11 protein-coding genes are annotated in these 18,004 nt (G+C 71.2%); 8 read left to right on the top strand and 3 right to left on the bottom strand.

Features of this window, described 5'->3' with window-relative positions:
* Nucleotides 1-8 precede the first annotated feature (8 nt).
* Together ABIA38_RS00990 and ABIA38_RS00995 are read right to left on the bottom strand one after the other, a co-directional pair.
* On the bottom strand, nucleotides 9-683 hold the full coding sequence (locus ABIA38_RS00990) for a TetR/AcrR family transcriptional regulator (RefSeq protein ID WP_424636400.1): 675 nt from the start codon (nucleotides 681-683) through the stop codon (nucleotides 9-11).
* Nucleotides 684-773: 90 nt separating this feature from the next.
* Nucleotides 774-1,319: an N-acetyltransferase family protein gene (locus ABIA38_RS00995; RefSeq protein ID WP_424636401.1), complete on the bottom strand. Its 546-nt coding sequence runs from the start codon at nucleotides 1,317-1,319 to the stop codon at nucleotides 774-776.
* Nucleotides 1,320-1,494: 175 nt separating this feature from the next.
* Here ABIA38_RS00995 and ABIA38_RS01000 point away from each other — a divergent pair, with 175 nt between their 5' ends.
* From ABIA38_RS01000 to ABIA38_RS01030, 7 genes are all read left to right on the top strand, one after another.
* Nucleotides 1,495-2,226 (top strand): hypothetical protein, encoded by a 732-nt coding sequence (locus ABIA38_RS01000; RefSeq protein WP_424636402.1) that lies wholly within the window; start codon nucleotides 1,495-1,497, stop codon nucleotides 2,224-2,226.
* Nucleotides 2,227-2,275: 49 nt separating this feature from the next.
* Nucleotides 2,276-3,019: an FAD-dependent thymidylate synthase gene (thyX, locus tag ABIA38_RS01005; protein WP_424636403.1), complete on the top strand. Its 744-nt coding sequence runs from the start codon at nucleotides 2,276-2,278 to the stop codon at nucleotides 3,017-3,019.
* Nucleotides 3,020-3,308: 289 nt separating this feature from the next.
* The gene (gene dapA / locus ABIA38_RS01010) at nucleotides 3,309-4,208 is read left to right on the top strand and encodes a 4-hydroxy-tetrahydrodipicolinate synthase (RefSeq protein ID WP_424636404.1); all 900 of its coding nucleotides are present in this window, start codon (nucleotides 3,309-3,311) and stop codon (nucleotides 4,206-4,208) included.
* 127 nt (nucleotides 4,209-4,335) lie between these two features.
* Complete coding sequence (locus ABIA38_RS01015; protein ID WP_424636405.1) at nucleotides 4,336-6,024, top strand: ribonuclease J; 1,689 nt, start codon at nucleotides 4,336-4,338, stop codon at nucleotides 6,022-6,024.
* A 626-nt stretch (nucleotides 6,025-6,650) separates the two neighbouring features.
* On the top strand, nucleotides 6,651-6,968 hold the full coding sequence (locus tag ABIA38_RS01020) for a peptidoglycan-binding domain-containing protein (protein WP_424636406.1): 318 nt from the start codon (nucleotides 6,651-6,653) through the stop codon (nucleotides 6,966-6,968).
* A 194-nt stretch (nucleotides 6,969-7,162) separates the two neighbouring features.
* The gene (locus ABIA38_RS01025) at nucleotides 7,163-8,083 is read left to right on the top strand and encodes a type IV toxin-antitoxin system AbiEi family antitoxin domain-containing protein (RefSeq protein ID WP_424636407.1); all 921 of its coding nucleotides are present in this window, start codon (nucleotides 7,163-7,165) and stop codon (nucleotides 8,081-8,083) included.
* A gap of 18 nt (nucleotides 8,084-8,101) precedes the next feature.
* A complete protein-coding gene (locus ABIA38_RS01030) occupies nucleotides 8,102-8,620 on the top strand; it encodes a GNAT family N-acetyltransferase (protein WP_424636408.1) in 519 nt (172 codons plus the stop codon).
* 681 nt (nucleotides 8,621-9,301) lie between these two features.
* On the opposite strand, the gene ABIA38_RS01035 is transcribed toward ABIA38_RS01030, so the two are convergent.
* Nucleotides 9,302-11,824 carry a SpoIIE family protein phosphatase gene (locus ABIA38_RS01035; protein WP_424636409.1) on the bottom strand — a complete coding sequence of 841 codons (2,523 nt, stop codon included), beginning with the start codon at nucleotides 11,822-11,824 and terminating at the stop codon, nucleotides 9,302-9,304.
* A 319-nt stretch (nucleotides 11,825-12,143) separates the two neighbouring features.
* Between ABIA38_RS01035 and ABIA38_RS01040 the strand changes: the two genes are divergently transcribed.
* On the top strand, nucleotides 12,144-17,837 hold the full coding sequence (locus tag ABIA38_RS01040) for a HAMP domain-containing protein (RefSeq protein ID WP_424636410.1): 5,694 nt from the start codon (nucleotides 12,144-12,146) through the stop codon (nucleotides 17,835-17,837).
* Nucleotides 17,838-18,004: the final 167 nt, after the last annotated feature.

Here is an 18,004-nt window from a genome sequence, read left to right on the forward strand (position 1 = left end):
CGGGGCGCCTACCCGGCGCGGGCCGGCCGCTGCGGTGGCACCTCCAGCGCGGCGAGCACCTGCGGCGACACCGGTGCGGCCAGGATGCCGACCACCGCGTCCACCAGATCCGCGACGAACGCGGCCGGGGGCAATACGTCGTGCGCCTGCCCCTCGTGGACCCGCTGTTCGCGATCGGCCGTCGCGTGTACCGCCAGACTGCCGCCCAGGCGCAGCCGGTTGCGCCGCACCGCGGTCGGCAGGTGTCCGAGGGCGAGGTCGATCAATCGGGCGAACTCCGGGGTGCTGCCCTCCAGACCCATGGCCGGCAGCGCGTACGCGGACGCGCCCGCGTGCTGGTGCACCCGGGCCAGAAAACGCAGATAGCAGCTGCCGCCGACGTCGATCTGTTCGGCCAGCGGACGTACCATCGCCTCGGCCAGTGCCCTGGGTTCGCGATCCAGGCCGGCCCGGACCAGGTCGCGGACCAGATCCTCGCGCCGCCCGTTGATGGTCACCAGGCGGAAGCCGAAGATCGCCCGGATCAACTCCTCCTTGCTGCCGAAGTGGTATTGCGCGGCGGAATTGTTGCGCTGACTCGCCGCGACCGAGATCTGTCGCAGCGAGACCGCGTCGATTCCGTGCACGGCGAACAGCCGCTCGGCGGTGAGCAGAAGGCGCTCGCGGGTCGGAGTTCGGCTCACGGCGCCCACGTTAAGACGGCTGACTTACCTTGTTCAATGGCACGTCGGTGTGGCGTTCACCGTGTTCGTCGGCCGTTTCGCCGGCGGGGTTCACGATTCGGCGCGCACCGCCGTATGCAGCCGGATCTGCCGGATCACCGCGCCGCCCGGCTCGTCCACCCACAGTTCGCGGGCCGCGCCGTCGGGTGCCCAGCCGGTACCGGTCAGGAAGTCGTAGAGCGGCTTGTCGCTTTCCAGCACCCAGGTCACCAGCGTGCCCACACCGTCGGTCACGGCGTCCGCGACCACCGCGGTCAGCAGCCGGGAGGCGTGGCCCTCGCGCTGTCGTGGCGGGTCGATCACCAGGATCGCCAACTCGCCCGCCTCGGCCGGGTCGAGGTCCTCGTCGGAGCCCGGGACCAGCGCCGCGAAGCCGGCCACGGTGGGGCCCGCGCAGGCCACCAGGAGGTGGTGTCGGGCCGAGGGCGGCGAGATGGCCGCGTCCTCCCATTCGGCGGCCAGCGCCTCGGGTGTCGCCGCGGCCAGGGCCGCGCTCGGCAGGACACCCGTGTAGGCGTCGTGCCAGGCCCGGGCGTGCGCGGCGCCCAGGGCGGGGCCGTCGCCGGCGTGGGCCGGCCGTACGTACGGATCGGTCATGTTGGCGCCCCCATCGTCGAGTTCGGCCGATTGTCGCGCGCGCGGGTGGTCCGTGTCCGGCGCTCGCCGAACGCGCACCCGGGCGGGCGACACGCGCCGGAGGCGATGCCGACCTCGCGTGCGGCGTGCGACGCTGTCGGCCAAGGATTGGTGGGCGCGGCAGCGGAGGATGGTCATGGGGGTCCGGATCCGGCGAATCGCCCCGGCGTGTGCGGTGGTCGTGCTGCTCGCGACCGGCTGCATGGTGGGTCCCACGATCGACGACGAGAAGCCGAAGGCGGTTGCCGCCGACGCCACCGGCAATCCGCCGGACCTGCCGGACAAGAACCCGATCGGCGGTTCGGCGCCGGGCCCCGCGGCCACGGGCGGGCCGAGCACGGCCGGTCAGGTGCCCGCCAAGCAGGGCTCGCACACGTACTCGAACGGGCTGACGGTGGCCACGCTGCCGCTCACGATCACCCGCACGGTGGGCGTCCCGGGCGAGAAGCGGGACACGGTCGACGTCGCGGTGCCGATCAGCTACGTCAACCGGACCGGCTCGAACCTGCTCGCCGACCTGTTCGCGGTGACCCTGTACGCCGGGCCGGACGCGCTGCCGTGCGCCGATGCCAAGGTCGGACCCGCCCGCAGCGGTCCCCAGGAGGCGGCGCGCGGCGCCAATACGGTGATCACCTACAACTTCGCGGTGCCCCGGGAGCTGGTCGGCAAGCTGGTGATCCAGGTGCAGCCGTTCATGTCCCGCCTGGACAAGACCTCCTTCGACACGTCCGTGGCGCTGCCCGCGGGCGGGCCGACCCGGCCCGCCGAGGGGCCGTCGACCCAGCCGAGCACGGTGGTGGTGCCCCGGTCCACGCCGGCGTCCGGCGCCCCGGGCACGCCGTCGAGTGATGTCGGTGGGCGTAGTTAGGCTGGAGGGCCCCAACGCAGCAGAACCCATCGACGAGGAGCCACCCCGCGTGACCGAGACACCCCAGGAGAACCCGGCCGACATCCGCTTTCGCAGCGACGTCACCGTCGAGCTGGTCAAACACAGCGCCGGCGATCAGGACGTGCTGTGGGCGGCTCGGGTCTCCACGGCCGGGGAGAAGTCCCTCGACGAGCTCGCCAAGGACCCCACCCGGTCCCGGGGACTGATCAACTTCCTGATGCGGGACAAGCACGGCAGCCCGTTCGAGCACAACTCGATGACCTTCTTCGTCAGCGCGCCGATCTTCGTCTTCCGCGAGTTCCACCGGCACCGCGTGGGCTGGTCGTACAACGAGGAGAGCGGGCGCTACCGCGAGCTCGAGCCGGTGTTCTACGTGCCCGCCGAGGACCGCAAGCTGGTCCAGCAGGGCAAGCCCGGGGCCTATGTCTTCGTGGACGGCACCCCCGAGCAGTACAAGACGGTGGACAGCGCGACGCGCGAGTCCTACGAGGCGGCCTACGCGGGCTATCGGAAGATGCTGGCGGCGGGGGTGGCGCGCGAGGTGGCGCGGACCACGCTGCCGGTGGGCCTCTACTCGTCGATGTACGCGACCTGCAACGCACGTTCGCTGATGCACTTCCTCGGCCTGCGGACCCGGCGCGACGACGCGACGTTCCCCTCGTTCCCGCAGCGCGAGATCGAGATGGTCGCGGAGCGGATGGAGGCCGCGTGGGCCGAGCTGATGCCGCTGACCTACGCGGCGTTCAACGCGAACGGACGAGTCGCGCCGTAGGGGTGTGACCCGGGTTGCGCCGTCTGAGTGGTCAAATCGGCACATAGGGTGACATTCGAAATTTTTCGGCGGAATACCTAAGGTTCCGCACTCGGTGGTCGATACTGAAAGAGATCAGGCGCTGCTCGAACCCCCGAGCGGGCAGCGTCTGGTCCCTTCTTTTGTCCGCCCGAGGGATGGGTCCCGGATCCCGTTCCGGGGCCGGCCCGCAGGTCCGGCCGGGGGTGTCGACGGCGGTTAGGGCGGGTGCTACCCGCAGGTCAGGTGCCCGCCCGGTACCGTTTGGGCCATGGCTCCGACGTCTACTCCCCACACCCCCTTCGGCCGGGTCCTCACCGCGATGGTGACCCCCTTCACGGCCGACGGCGCGCTCGACCTCCCCGGCGCGCAGCGCCTGGCCTCCCACCTCGTCGACGCCGGCAACGACGGACTCGTCGTCAGCGGCACCACCGGTGAGTCGCCGACCACGAGCGACGCGGAGAAAGAGCAGCTGGTCCGGGCGGTCGTGGAGGCCGTGGGCGATCGTGCGTTCGTGCTCGCCGGCGTCGGCACCAACGACACCCGGCACTCGGTCGAGCTGGCCCGGCAGGCCCAGGCCGCCGGCGCGCACGGTCTGCTCGTGGTCACCCCGTACTACAACAAGCCCCCGCAGGAGGGCCTGTACCGGCACTTCACCACCGTCGCCGACGCCACCGAGCTGCCGGTACTGCTGTACGACATCCCCGGTCGCAGCGCCGTGCCGGTCGAGACCGAGACCCTGGTCCGGCTCGCCGAGCACCCCCGGATCGTGGCGAACAAGGACGCCAAGGGCGACCTCACGTCGGCGAGCTGGGTGATGGCGCGCACCGACATGGTGTACTACAGCGGTGAGGACATGCTGAACCTGCCGCTCCTGTCCATCGGCGCGGTCGGTGTGGTGAGCGTGGTCGGCCATCTCGTGTCGGCGGAGCTCCGCGCGATGATCGACGCCTACACGGGCGGCGACGTGGCCAAGGCGCGCGAGATCCACCAGCGTCTTCTTCCGGTTTACACCGGCATTTTTCGTACCCAGGGCGTGATCCTCACCAAGGCCGCCCTGGGATTGCAGGGCCTGCCCGCCGGGCCGCTGCGGCTGCCGCTGATCGAGGCCACTGCGGCCCAGATCGCGCAGCTGAGGCAGGATCTCTCGGCAGGTGGGGTAGAGCTGTAAACAGGAATATCTGTAAGTAGTGCCCCGGGCGGGTACCACATCCGCCCGGACCGAACACGAGCTTTTGCGCGTCCCCGTCCGGCCGGTCGTCCAACGGCCGGGCGGCGGCACGTGGCGAGGAGAGAACTTGAGCCATCCCCATCCCGAATTCGGTCCGCCGCCGGTGCTGCCCAAGGGCGGTCTTCGGATCACCCCGCTGGGTGGTCTCGGCGAGATCGGCCGGAACATGACCGTCTTCGAGTTCGACGGCCGACTGCTGATCGTCGACTGCGGGGTGCTGTTCCCCGAGGAGGAGCAGCCCGGAGTCGACCTCATCCTGCCGGACTTCAGCTCGATCCGGGATCGCCTCGACGACATCGAGGCGATCATCCTGACGCACGGGCACGAGGACCACATCGGCGCGGTCCCCTACCTGCTGCGGGAGAAGGCCGACATCCCGCTGATCGGGTCGAAGCTGACCCTGGCGTTCATCGAGGCCAAGCTCACCGAGCACCGCATCCGGCCGTACACGCTGGAGGTCAAGGAGGGCGACGTCGAGCGGCTCGGCCCGTTCGAGTGCGAGTTCATCTCGGTGAACCACTCGATCCCGGACGCGCTCGCGCTGGCCATCCGTACCGAGGCCGGCACCGTCGTGCACACCGGCGACTTCAAGATGGACCAGTTGCCGCTGGACAATCGGCTGACCGACCTGCCCGCGTTCGCGCGGCTCGGCACCGAGGGCATCGACCTGCTGCTCGTGGACTCCACGAACGCCGAGGTCCCGGGCTTCATCCCGGCCGAGCGGGACATCGCCGGTGTGCTCGACCGGGTGTTCGCGGACGCCGACCAGCGGATCATCGTGGCCAGCTTCGCCAGCCACGTGCACCGCATCCAGCAGGTGCTGGACACCGCGTACGCCTACGAGCGCAAGGTCGCCTTCGTCGGCCGCTCGATGGTGCGCAACATGAAGATCGCCGGGGATCTGGGCTATCTGAAGATTCCCGCTGGCCTGGTCGTGGACGTCAAGACGCTGGACGACCTGCCGCCGGACGAGGTCGTGCTGGTCTGTACCGGTTCGCAGGGCGAGCCGATGGCCGCGCTGTCCCGGATGGCCAACCGTTCGCATCAGCAGATCCGGATCGTCGAGGGCGACACCGTGGTGCTCGCGTCCTCGCTGATCCCGGGCAACGAGACCTCGGTCTACCGGGTGATCAACGGGCTGACCCGCTGGGGCGCCAAGGTGGTGCACAAGGGCAATGCCAAGGTGCACGTCTCGGGCCACGCCTCGGCCGGTGAGCTGCTGTACTTCTTCAACCTCACCCGTCCGCGCAACCTGATGCCGGTGCACGGCGAATGGCGGCATCTGCGCGCCGCCGCCGACCTGGGCATCAAGACCGGGGTGCGCAAGGACCGGGTGGTGCTCGCCGAGGACGGGCTCACCGTCGACCTGGTCGACGGGGTCGCCAAGATCACCGGCAAGGTGCAGGCCGGCTATGTCTACGTGGACGGTTTGTCCGTGGGCGACGTGACCGAGTCCGCGCTCAAGGATCGGCGGATCCTGGGCGAGGAGGGCTTCGTGTCCGTGTTCCTCGCCGTGGACTCCTCCTCCGGCAAGGTGGTCGGCGGACCGACCATCACCGCGCGTGGCGCGGGCATCGACGATGCCCGGTTCGACGCGGTCGTCCCGAAGATCGAGGAGATGTTGCAGAAGGCGGCGGCCGACGGGGTGGCCGAGCCGTATCAGCTGCAGCAGCAGGTGCGCCGGATCGTGGGCAAGTGGGTGTCCGACACCTATCGGCGCCGGCCGATGATCCTGCCGGTGGTGGTGGAGGTCTGAGACCTCGTCGATCGTTCGTTTTGCACCCGGCCCGCTACGAATTCTTCGTAGCGGGCCGGGTGTCGTTCGGGGGCGGTGGGGACGGGTTGTCGCTTGTGGTCGGTGGTGGCGGCGTGTTCTCGACCGGTTGTGCGAGGTGATCGGGGGTGGGAGCGGGCGCCGGCGTCGCGGGTGGGGCGCGGGCGTCGAGGGTGTGCGGCGTCGAGGTGGCTGTCTCGGTGGGTTTTGGTGCTTATTTGCGGTGAATTTTGGGCGTGATGATCGGGTTGTCGGACTTCTCGGGAGGTGGGGGCGCCGGCTCTTAGCGTCGGTCGTGTTCGGAGGGCGATCCGCCTTCCGGGCGCTGGACAGGTCGACACGGACACGGTCGACACGATCGGCAGTCGGGAGCACAGGTGAAGGCACAGCAGAGGGCGGTACAGCGGAACGCGGTACAGCGGGGGAGGGGTTGCGGCGGGCCGCGACGGGGCGCACCGCCGTCGATCGCGCCGACTGGGCCGACCGCGCCGATCCCGGCGCCTCGGCCGGCCGGGGACCGGGTCGGGGCGCGGCTCGGGGCGCGGGGTCGGCGGCGGGGCGCGGCGATCGTGCTGACCTCGTGCGCGGCACTGGGTCTGGGCGCGGGGATGACGGGCCCCGTGACGCCGGCGGCGGCTGCTCCGCGCTGCGACCACGTGGCCAAGGACAACCGGCCGGAGCTGCGGGAAGGGGATCGGGACGATGCGGTCGCCCAGGTGCAGTGCCTGGTCGACACGCGCTCCGGTGCCCCCGGTGAGCTGCCGGAGGACGGGGTGTTCGACGCGGCCACCTCGGACGGGGTCCGCTGGGTGCAGACGTGCAACGGCCTCGATCCGTCGGGGGTCACGGACGCGGCCACCTGGAAGGTGCTCTACCGGGCGAAGAAGGGATGTGGGAAGAAGGCGGAGCAGGCCGGCGGCGGCTGAGCGGGTGCCGGCGGGTGTGGGCGGGGCGACGGTGTGGGAGGGCGTCGGCGGGTCGGCCGAGGGCCGGGCACCGGACCGGAGGGGGCGGTTCGGGCCACGTGGTATCCACAGGCCGGGTGTGATGGTCACACCCATCCCGGGGGTTGTGGACGACGGGCGGCACGCGCGGAGGGGACGCGCGCACACTGACCCGCATGACGTCGACCGACCTCTCCGCACTGTTGTCCCGGCCCTTCACCCTCGCCGTCGCGGCCCGTCACGGGGTCGGCCGGTCGGTCGTCCGACGCCTGGTCCGCGACGGCGACGTGCGTCGGGTCATACACGGGGTCTACGTCGGTGCGCAGGTCGGTGACACGCCGCAGGTGCGGGCCGGGGCCGCGGTCATGGTGATGCCCCGCGGGGCCGTGGTCTGCGGGCGTACCGCGGCGTGGTTGCACGGCGTGCGGGTCCCGGCGGATCCCCGGGACGCGGCACGGCGCACGGCACCGGTCGAGGTGGTCGTGCCGGTGGGGGCGGTGTTGCCCCGCCGGCACGGCTGCCGGGCCCGGACCATGGCACTGGCCCCGGGGGAGGTGGTGCGGCTGGCCGGGATCCCGGTCACCTCGCCGCTGCGGACGGCGGCGGACCTGGCCCGGACCTCGGACCGGGACACCGGGGTGGTGGTGTTGGACGGCTTCCTGCGGGCCGGGCTGATCCCGCCGGCCGCGTTGGCGGGGCTGGTCGGGCGTTATGCGGGTCATCCCGGGTGCCGGCGGCTCGCCGAGGTGGTGCGGTTGGCCGATTCGCGCAGCGCGGGTGCGGAGGAGACCCGACTGCGGCTCGCATTGCCGGGGGCGGGGTTGCCGGCGGCGGAGGTCGGTTGGGAGATCCGGTCGGCCTTCGGTCGGGTGCTGCATCGCTTCGCGCTGGCCTGGCCGGGGGCGCTGGTCGGCGTGCGGATGACCGAGGATCGGCACTGGGTCAGGGCCCGGCAACGGAGCATCGCCGGACAGGGCTGGCTGGTGCTGGACTGCCCGAGGGCGCAGGCGGGCACGGATCCGGCGGCCACGGCCGCGCGGATCGGGTCCGAGCTGCGGCTGCGCGAGCGGCGAAATGCCGGCGACCTGGCCGCGTGAGGCCGGCATGCTGCGGCGATGAACGTGAACGTGAACGAGACGGAACCGGTGCGCACCGATCGGCTCGACCTGATCCCGGTCGAGGTCGGGCACGCCGAGGAGATGGTCGAGGTGCTCGGCGACCCGGCGCTGCACACCTTCACCGGCGGCGAGCCGGAGGATCTGGCCGCCCTGCGGGCCCGCTACGCGCGCTGGGCGAAGGGCGCACCCGACCCGGAGGTGACCTGGCTGAACCGGGTGATCCGACTTCGTGCCGACGACCGCCTGGTGGGCACGGTGCAGGCCACGATCGGCCCGGGCCCGGTCGCCGAGGTGGCGTGGGTCGTCGGCACCCCCTGGCAGGGCCGAGGCATCGCCAAGGAGGCGGCGATCGGGTGGGTGGCCTGGCTGCGCGCCCAGGGCATCGAGGAGGTCCGAGCACACATCCATCCGAACAACCTCGCCTCGGCGGGCACCGCGAAGGCCGCCGGCATGCACTCCACGGAGCTCTACGAGGACGACGAACTCCGCTGGACGACGGCCCAGCCGACGGACTGACCGGAAGCCTTCGACCGCAGCCTGCCGGGGGCGGCGCCGGGTGGTGTGGGCTGGGATGGGCCGGGCCGGGCCGGGCTGGGATGGCGCGGCGCGGGCCGGGCTGGGCCGGGATGGTGCGGTGCGGTGCGGGGCCGGGTGGTGTGGGCCGGGATGGTGCGGTGCGGTGCGGGGCCGGGTGGTGTGGGCCGGGCTGGGATGGCGCGGGCGCGGTGCGGGGTCGGGGAAACCGGGTTGCCGAGTTGCCGGGCCGACCGGCCGCCCCGGGCGAGGGCTTCGGATGCGGGTCGGCCGGCTTCCCGAGCCGGTGTCGGCCGGATGGGCGGTCTTCGGGTGCCGGGCGTGGGGTGGCCGAGGGGTCGGGTGCTCGGGGCGTGGGGTTCGAGAGCGGGCCCGCCTGGCATGCGCCCGGGTCGCCGGGCCGACGCCTCCGTGCCATCCCGACGGGTTTCGGGCCGGCGTCCACCGCCGTCGTGACGGTGCCAGGGTCGCCGGGGTGCGGCACCGAGCCATCCTGGACCGCGCTCGGGGCGCCCGACGGCGACGCACCGTGCCACCCCGGACGGCGCCCCGGGTGTGGGTCGGCCGCTTTCCGAGCAGCCAGGGCCTGGCGTGGCCGAGCCGCCGGGGCGGGTGCTGCCGGCGGGTGGGCTTGAGGTCCGCGGTTGCCGGGTCTTCCCTCCGTCAGTCCTCGGCGGAGACCCGCATGACCAGGATCGCCATGTCGTCTCGGGCCTGTTCCTCGGCGAACTGTTCGACCGCGCGGTGGATTCGGGCGGCCACCGCGCCCGCCGTCAGGCCCGTGCAGCCGGAGAGGACCTCGGCGAGGCCGTCGTCGCCCAACATGCGGGTGCCCTCGCGGCGTTCGGTGACGCCGTCGGTGACGCAGACCAGGACGTCGCCCGGGTCCAGGTCGACCGTCTCGAGTACCAGGTCGACCTCGTCCAGGACGCCGAGCAGGGGTTGCGGGGTGGCCACCGAGGTGACCGTGCCGTCGGGGCGCAGGCGCAGCGGGAGGGGGTGACCGGCGGAGACCAGGCTCAGCCGCACGCCGCCGCCGTCGCGGTGGGTCAGGTGGCCGTGCAGCAGGGTCAGGAAGCGGCTGCGCGGGCCCTCCTCCAGGATCGCGGTGTTCAGCCGTTGCAGGACGGCGGGTACCGACAGGCCCTCGCGGGTCAGCAGCCGCAGGGCCTGGCGGGCCAGGCCGGTGACCGCGGCGGCCTCGGGGCCGGTGCCGCACACGTCGCCGATCGCGAAGCCCCACTTGTCCGCACCGATGGTGAACAGGTCGTAGAAGTCGCCGCCGACCTCGTTGCCCTCGCCGGAGGCCTGGTAGACCACCTCCACGTCGACCCCCGGCACCTTGGGCAACTCGGGTGGCAGCAGGCTGCGTTGCAGGGCCTGGCTGGTCGAGTTGCGCTCGGAGTAGAGCCGGGCGTTGTCCATCGCAAGCGCGGCGCGCCGGGAGAGGTCCTCGGCCAGCTCCAGGGTGTCCCGACGGAATCGGTCGCCGGCCAGGATGCCGAAGGTCAGCATGCCGATCCCGCGCCCCCGGGCGACCAGGGGCAGGGTGACCGCCTCGCCGGTGACCAGGTCGGCGTGCTCGCGCACCACCTCCGGGTCCAGGTGCCGCAGACCCAGCCAGCGGCGCGCGCCGGGGGTGGGCTGGGCGCGCGGCGGCTCGGCCCGATCCAGGAGCGCGCGCAGGTCGTCGATCCGCATCTCGTCGGCGTGCCACACCACGCTGAGTACGGGCGCGTGCGATTCGCCGGTGTGTACCGCGCACCACGTGCCCAGTCGCGGCACCACGATCTGCGCGATCATGGCCAGCGTCATCTCCGGGTCCAGGGTGCCGGCGAGCAGGTCGGACGCCTCGGCCAGGAAGGACAGCGAGCCCCGGCGTACCCGTTCCAGCTCGGACAACCGCGCGCTCTCCACGGTCAGCGAGACCCGGTCGGCGGCCCGCTGGAGCCGGGCCGCGTCGTCGTTGTCGAAGCGCGCGGCGGACTCGGAGGCGACGCCGAGCGTGCCGGTGAGCCGGCCCTCGACCTTGAGCGGCACGGTCACCGCCGAGCGCATCCGGGTGTCCTGGAGGATCGGCACCGCCTCGGGCCCGGCCTCCAGGTCCTCGTGCACGGCCGGCATCCGGGCCGAGCCGTAGCGGTTCACCGAGGTCTCCACCGGCACCCGGGACAACCGGTGCGCGGCGCCGGCCAGGCCGGTGGTCGCGCGCACCTCCATCTCGCTCTCGTCGTCGGTGGCGAGCAGGACGAACGCGGCGTCCGCGTCGAGCAGATCGCGGGCCCGCTCGACCGCGCGTTGCAGCAGGTCCTCCAGGCCCAGCCGGCTGAGCCCGTCGATCCCGTCCCATTCGCTGTCCGCCGGCACCGGGCCACCGGCCCGACTTCGGCTCGCGTCCCGGTTCTCCAGTACGGCGCGTGCCTGTGCGGGCACCAGCAGGCCGACCAGGGCCGGATCGCCGCTCGCGTCGCGCAGCCGGACATGCGACGCGAAGACCCGATGGGAGACCCCGTCGGCGGCGCGGATGTCGTAGCCGCCCTGCCAGCGGGACAACTCCAGCATCTCGTCCAGGGTCAGTTCGGTGCCGGGCGTCTGCGGCCAGGCGATCAGGTCGTTCAGCGCCATGCCGACCGCCTCGTCGTCGGTCAGCCCGAACAGCAGCCGTGCCTCGGGGCTCCAGTGCGTGACCTTGCGCGCGGCGTCCGCGTGCAGCACCGCGACGTGCACCGGCACCGCGGCGTCCGGCAGCGCGTTGGCGGGCAGCAGCGGCCCCGCCGAGCTGGTCGCCGAGATCGGGTCGGGCAATTCCAGGCGAAACCACACCCGCTTGACGTTCTTGGCGTACTCGACGCCCCACGCGGAGGCCAGCGACGCGGACAGGAACAATCCCCGGCCGCTCTCGTCCCCGTCGTCGAACCCGGTCGCGGGCTCCGGCAGTTCCCGGCTGGGGTAGTGGTCGGTGACCTCGATCTGCACGCCGCCGTCGTAGCGCACACAGGAGACCTCGGCCGAGGTGCCCGCGTGCACGATCGCGTTGGTGACCAACTCGCTGGTCAACAACACCGCGTCGTCGACGATGTCGCCCGCGTCCCAGTCGCCGAGCGTCTTGCGGACGAAGGAGCGCGCGGCGGCCACGGATCTGCCCTCGGGTGCGAAGGCAGCACTCATCCGGGCAGTGATGAGCATGCTCGTTCCCTGATCCATACACTCCCGCATCTGCGACGAACGGCGGCTGCGGTGACGAATCCGGCTCCACAGTCCGGCAGATTCGCACCCTATCGGTTTCGGACGATCGGGCGGACCCCTTCCAAACAGTGACGCATCGATCACGTTCCCGACAGATTCTCCGTCCGAGCGCGCCTTTCGAGCCCACACTTTCCGGATGACAAGCACCATCCTCCCGGACCGCCTCTGCTCTCAACCCTGTGAGTGAAAGACTGTCGATGGCAAGCGGCCGGAGGCACGAGCGGTCGCGGCGAATCGGGTCCGGCGGAGGAAATGCGAGATGGCGAAGGCTTCCCCAGGGCAGGCGCGGACTACGGCCGTCCGGCGGGTCCGGCACGACGAGCAGGATCTGCGTCGGTTGCTGGTCGCCCTGACCGGGGTCCGGGACGGCAACTTCCGCAAGCGCCTGACCGTTTCCGGCGACGGGATCATGTCCGAGATCGCCGTCGTGTTCAACGACATGGTCGAGCGCAACCAGCACCTGGCCGGTGAGCTGGCCCGGGTACGCCGGGTGGTCGGCCGCGAGGGCAAGCTGACCGAGCGGCTGGACCCGGGACCGGGCGAGGGTGCCTGGGCGACCAGCATCGACGCGGCCAACGCACTCGTCGAGGACCTGGTCCGGCCCACCGTCGAGGTCGGCCGGGTGCTGGCCGCGGTCGCCGAGGGTGACCTGTCCCAGCGGATGGACCTGCGGATCGCCGAGCAGCCGCTGCGTGGCGAATTCCTGCGGATGGGCCGCACCGCCAACGGCCTGGTGGACCAGCTCAGCGCGTTCGCCGACGAGGTCACCCGGGTGGCCCGCGAGGTGGGCACCGAGGGCAAGCTGGGCGGCCAGGCCCGGGTGCGCGGAGTGTCCGGCAGCTGGAAGGACCTGACCGACTCGGTCAATACGATGGCCAGCCGGTTGACCCTCCAGGTGCGCGACATCGCCCTGGTGACCACCGCGGTGGCCAAGGGCGACCTGTCCCGCACGGTCACCGTCGAGGTGGCCGGCGAGATGCTGGAGCTCAAGGAGACCGTCAATACGATGGTCGACCAGCTCTCCGGCTTCGCCCAGGAGGTCACCCGGGTCGCCCGCGAGGTGGGCACCGAGGGCCGCCTGGGTGGGCAGGCCCGGGTCGAGGGGGTGTCCGGGACCTGGAAGGACCTCACCGACTCGGTCAACATCATGGCGGGCAACCTGACCGCCCAGGTCCGCGACATCGCGCAGGTGACCAAGGCGGTCGCGTACGGCGACCTGTCGCAGACCATCACGGTGTCCGCGCGCGGCGAGATGGCCCAGCTCGCCGAGACGATCAACGCGATGACCGGCACGCTGCGCACCTTCGCGTCCGAGGTGACCCGGGTCGCGCGCGAGGTCGGCTTCGAGGGCCGGCTCGGCGGCCAGGCCCAGGTCCCGGGCGGCGCGGGGATCTGGAAGGACCTGACCGACTCGGTCAACACCGCCTTCTTCAACCTCACCGCGCAGGTCCGCGACATCGCCGGGGTGACCACGGCGGTGGCCCAGGGCGACCTGTCGCAGAAGATCACCGTGGACGTCTCCGGCGAGATGCTGGAACTCAAGAACACCGTCAACACCATGGTCGGCCAGCTGTCCGCGTTCGCCTCGGAGGTGACCCGGGTGGCCCGCGAGGTGGGCAGCGAGGGCATCCTGGGCGGCCAGGCGCAGGTCTCCGGCGTGGCCGGCACCTGGAAGGACCTGACCGACTCGGTCAACGTGATGGCCGGCAATCTGACCGGCCAGGTGCGCAACATCGCCCAGGTCTCCACCGCGGTGGCCCGGGGCGACCTGTCGCAGAAGATCACCGTCGATGTCTCCGGCGAGATGCTGGAACTCAAGAACACCGTCAACACGATGGTGGACCAGCTGTCCGCGTTCGCCTCCGAGGTCACCCGGGTCGCCCGCGAGGTCGGGGGTGAGGGGCGCCTGGGCGGACAGGCCCGGGTCGTCCCGGGCGTCGCCGGCGTCTGGCTCGACCTGACCGACTCGGTGAACTTCATGGCGGGCAACCTCACCGCCCAGGTGCGCAACATCGCCGAGGTGACCACGGCGGTCGCGCGCGGCGACCTGTCCAAGAAGATCGACGTGGACGCCCGCGGCGAGATCCTCGAGGTCAAGAACACCGTCAACACCATGGTCGACCAACTCTCCGCGTTCGCCGACGAGGTCACGCGCGTGGCCCGCGAGGTGGGCACCGAGGGCCGCCTCGGCGGTCAGGCCCAGGTGCTCGGCGTGGCCGGGGTCTGGCGCGACCTCACCTACTCGGTCAACTCGATGGCCGGAAACCTCACCGAACAGGTGCGCAGCCTGGGCCAGGTGACCACCGCGGTGGCCCGGGGCGACCTGTCGCAGAAGATCACCGTGGACGCGCGCGGCGAGATCCTCGAACTCAAGAACACCGTGAACACCATGGTCGACCAGCTCTCCGGCTTCGCCGACGAGGTGACCCGGGTGGCGCGCGAGGTGGGCACCGAAGGTCGCCTGGGCGGCCAGGCCGACGTCAAGGGCGTCTCCGGCACCTGGAAGGACCTCACCGAGTCGGTCAACGTGATGGCCGGCAACCTCACCGGCCAGGTGCGCAGCATTGCCGACGTGACCACGGCGGTGGCCACCGGCGACCTGTCCAAGAAGATCACCGTGGATGCCCGGGGCGAGATCCTGGAGCTGAAGGAGACCGTCAACACGATGGTCGACCAGCTCTCCGCGTTCGCCGACGAGGTGACCCGGGTGGCGCGCGAGGTGGGTACCGAGGGCCGGTTGGGCGGCCAGGCCCGGGTGCGCGGGGTGTCCGGCATCTGGAAGGACCTGACCGACAACGTCAACGTGATGGCCAACAACCTGACCTCCCAGGTGCGCAACATCGCCCAGGTGGCCACGGCGGTGGCCGACGGCGACCTGTCGCAGAAGAGCACGGTCGAGGCCAAGGGCGAGATGGCCGGTCTCGCGGGCACGATCAACACCATGGTCGACACGCTGCGCGCGTTCGCCGACGAGGTCACCCGGGTGGCCCGCGAGGTGGGCACCGAGGGCATCCTGGGCGGTCAGGCACACGTGCCCGGCGTCTCGGGTACCTGGAAGGACCTGACCGACAACGTCAACTCGATGGCGGACAACCTCACCGGCCAGGTCCGCAACATCGCCAAGGTGACCACCGCGATCGCCGGCGGCGACCTGTCGCAGAAGATCGACGTGGACGCGCGCGGCGAGATGCTCGAACTCAAGACCACGATCAACACCATGGTCGACCAGTTGTCCGCGTTCGCCGGCGAGGTCACCCGAGTGGCCCGCGAGGTCGGTACCGAGGGCATGCTCGGCGGTCAGGCCGAGGTCGAGGGCGTCTCCGGGACCTGGAAGCAACTCACCGAGAACGTCAACGAGTTGGCCGGCAATCTGACCCGCCAGGTGCGGGCGATCGCCGAGGTGGCCACCGCGGTCACCCGCGGCGACCTGTCGCTGCAGATCGCGGTGGACGCGTCCGGAGAGCTCGACGAGCTCAAGGACAACATCAACCAGATGATCTACAACCTGCGCGAGACCACCCGGGCCAACCGCGAACAGGACTGGCTCAAGACCAACCTGGCCCGGATCTCCGGCCTGATGCAGGGCCGCCGCGACCTGATGGCGGTCGCCGCGTTGATCATGAGCGAACTGACCCCCGTGGTGGACGCCCAGCACGGCGCCTTCTTCCTGGCCGAGTTGACCCAGGAGGACGTGGTCGAGCTGCGGCTGATCGCCTCCTACGGCTACCAGGACGGCGGCGGCGTGCCCACCCGTTTCCGACTCGGCCAGTCGCTGGTCGGCCAGGCCGCCCTGGAGAAGCGCTCGATCCTGATCCTGGACGCGCCGCCCGGCTACATCAAGATCGCCTCGGGCCTGGGCGAGGCCGCGCCGGCCAACGTGATCGTGCTGCCCGTGTTGTTCGAGGACCAGTTGCTCGGCGTCCTCGAACTCGCCTCGTTCCGCCCGTTCACCAAGGTGCACCGCAACTTCCTGGAGCAGCTCAACGAGCAGATCGGGGTCACGGTCAACACGATCATGGCCAACTCGCGCACCGAGATGTTGCTGGCCGAGTCCCAGCGGCTGACCGAGGAGCTCCAGGAACGCTCCGAGGAGTTGCAGCGCCAGCAGGGCGAACTGCGACACTCCAACGCCGAGTTGGAGGACAAGGCGGCGCTGCTCGCCCGGCAGAACCGGGACATCGAGATCAAGAACCGGGAGATCGAACAGGCCCGGCAGGCGCTCGAGGAGCGGGCCGAGCAACTCGCGCTGTCCTCCAAGTACAAGTCCGAGTTCCTCGCCAACATGTCGCACGAGCTGCGCACCCCGCTGAACAGCCTGCTGATCCTGGCCAAGCTGCTCGCGGACAACGTCGAGGGCAATCTGACCCGCAAGCAGGTCGAGTTCGCCGAGACCATCCACGGCGCGGGCTCCGACCTGTTGCAGCTGATCAACGACATCCTGGACCTGTCCAAGGTGCAGGCCGGGAAGATGGACGTGCGGCCCGCGCGGATCGCGCTGGCCCAGCTGATGGACTACGTCGAGGCCACCATCCGGCCGCTCACCTCGGAGAAGAACCTCGACTTCACCGTGCACGTCTCGCCCGCCGTGCCGGGGATCCTGTTCACCGACGAGCAGCGCCTGCAGCAGGTGTTGCGCAATCTGCTCTCCAACGCGGTCAAGTTCACCGACTCCGGTTCGGTGGAGGTGCTGATCACCCTCACCGACGACATCCCGCTGACCAACACCGAACTCGACAACGCGGAGCACGCGGTGGCGTTCTCGGTGATCGACACCGGCATCGGCATCGCGGTGGACAAGCTCAAGGTGATCTTCGAGGCGTTCCAGCAGGCCGACGGCACCACCAGCCGCCGCTACGGCGGCACCGGACTGGGCCTGTCGATCAGCCGGGAGATCGCCTGGCTGCTCGGCGGCGAGATCCACGCCGAGTCGATGCCGGGCCGGGGCAGCACCTTCACCCTCTACCTGCCGCTGGACAGCGTGCTGGTGCCCGGCGACGAGGGCGGCCAGGACCGGCACACCGAGCTGCCGCCGACGCCGTACCGCAGCGCGCTGCCCGCCGCCGCGCCGAGCACGCCGCTGCTCAGCGACGCCCCCGAACACCTCTCGGACGGCGAGCCGGTGGGCGAGGACGCGGGCGAGGCGGTGCCGCGCCGGGTCCTGGTGGTGGAGACGCCGCAGTCCGACGGCGCGCCGCTGGCCACCGCGCTGGCCGCGATGGACGGGGCGATCGAACTGACCACCGCGGCCGACGAGGGCGAGGCGGTCCGGCTGCTCGCCGAGGCGCCGCCCGCGTGCCTGGTGGTGGACCTGCGTCTGGCCGACGAGGGGGCCTGGCAGATCCTGGACGCGGTGGCGGCCCGGGTCGAGTTGCACCACCTGCCGGTCGTGGTGCACGTCCCGCAGCGGCCGACCCGCTCCGAGTCGGGCCGGCTGCGCGGCTATCGGCGCCGGATCGTGCTGCTCCAGCGGGTCTCCACGCCCGACGCGCTGACCCGGGCGGTGCTCGGGGCCACCGCGCCGGCGCGGGCCGAGCACGCCGGTCCGGCCAAGCCGGTGGTCGAGCCGTTCGAGGGCACCTTCGACGGCGAGCGGGTACTGATCGTCGACGACGACGTACGCAACGTGTTCGCCCTCACCAGCGTGCTGGAGCAGTACGGACTCAGCGTGTTGTACGCGGAGAACGGCCGCGAGGGCATCGAGGTGCTCCAGGGGCACGACGACATCGCGATCGTGCTGATGGACGTGATGATGCCGGAGATGGATGGCTATGCCACCACTTCGGCGATTCGCCGGATGCCGCAGTACGCGGGTCTGCCGATCATCGCGCTGACCGCGAAGGCGATGAAGGGTGATCAGGAGAAGAGCATCGACTCCGGGGCGTCCGACTACGTGGCCAAGCCGGTCGATACGCGGCACTTGTTGGGACTCATCCGGACCTGGCTCGACCACTAGTTCGCTTCCCGGGTGTGCTGCACCACATGATGGAACCCGTACGGGCCGAACGGCGTTGAAGGTGTGGAGGGGTCGATGTGGTGTTGTCGCGACCGTGGGTCGGGGCGTGGTGACACCATGCGGTCGTCTGTTTCGGAATACCTGCCGAGCCGATCGCCTGGCCACTA

It is taken from the genome of Embleya sp. AB8 (assembly GCF_049739465.1).
Classification (GTDB): domain Bacteria; phylum Actinomycetota; class Actinomycetes; order Streptomycetales; family Streptomycetaceae; genus Embleya.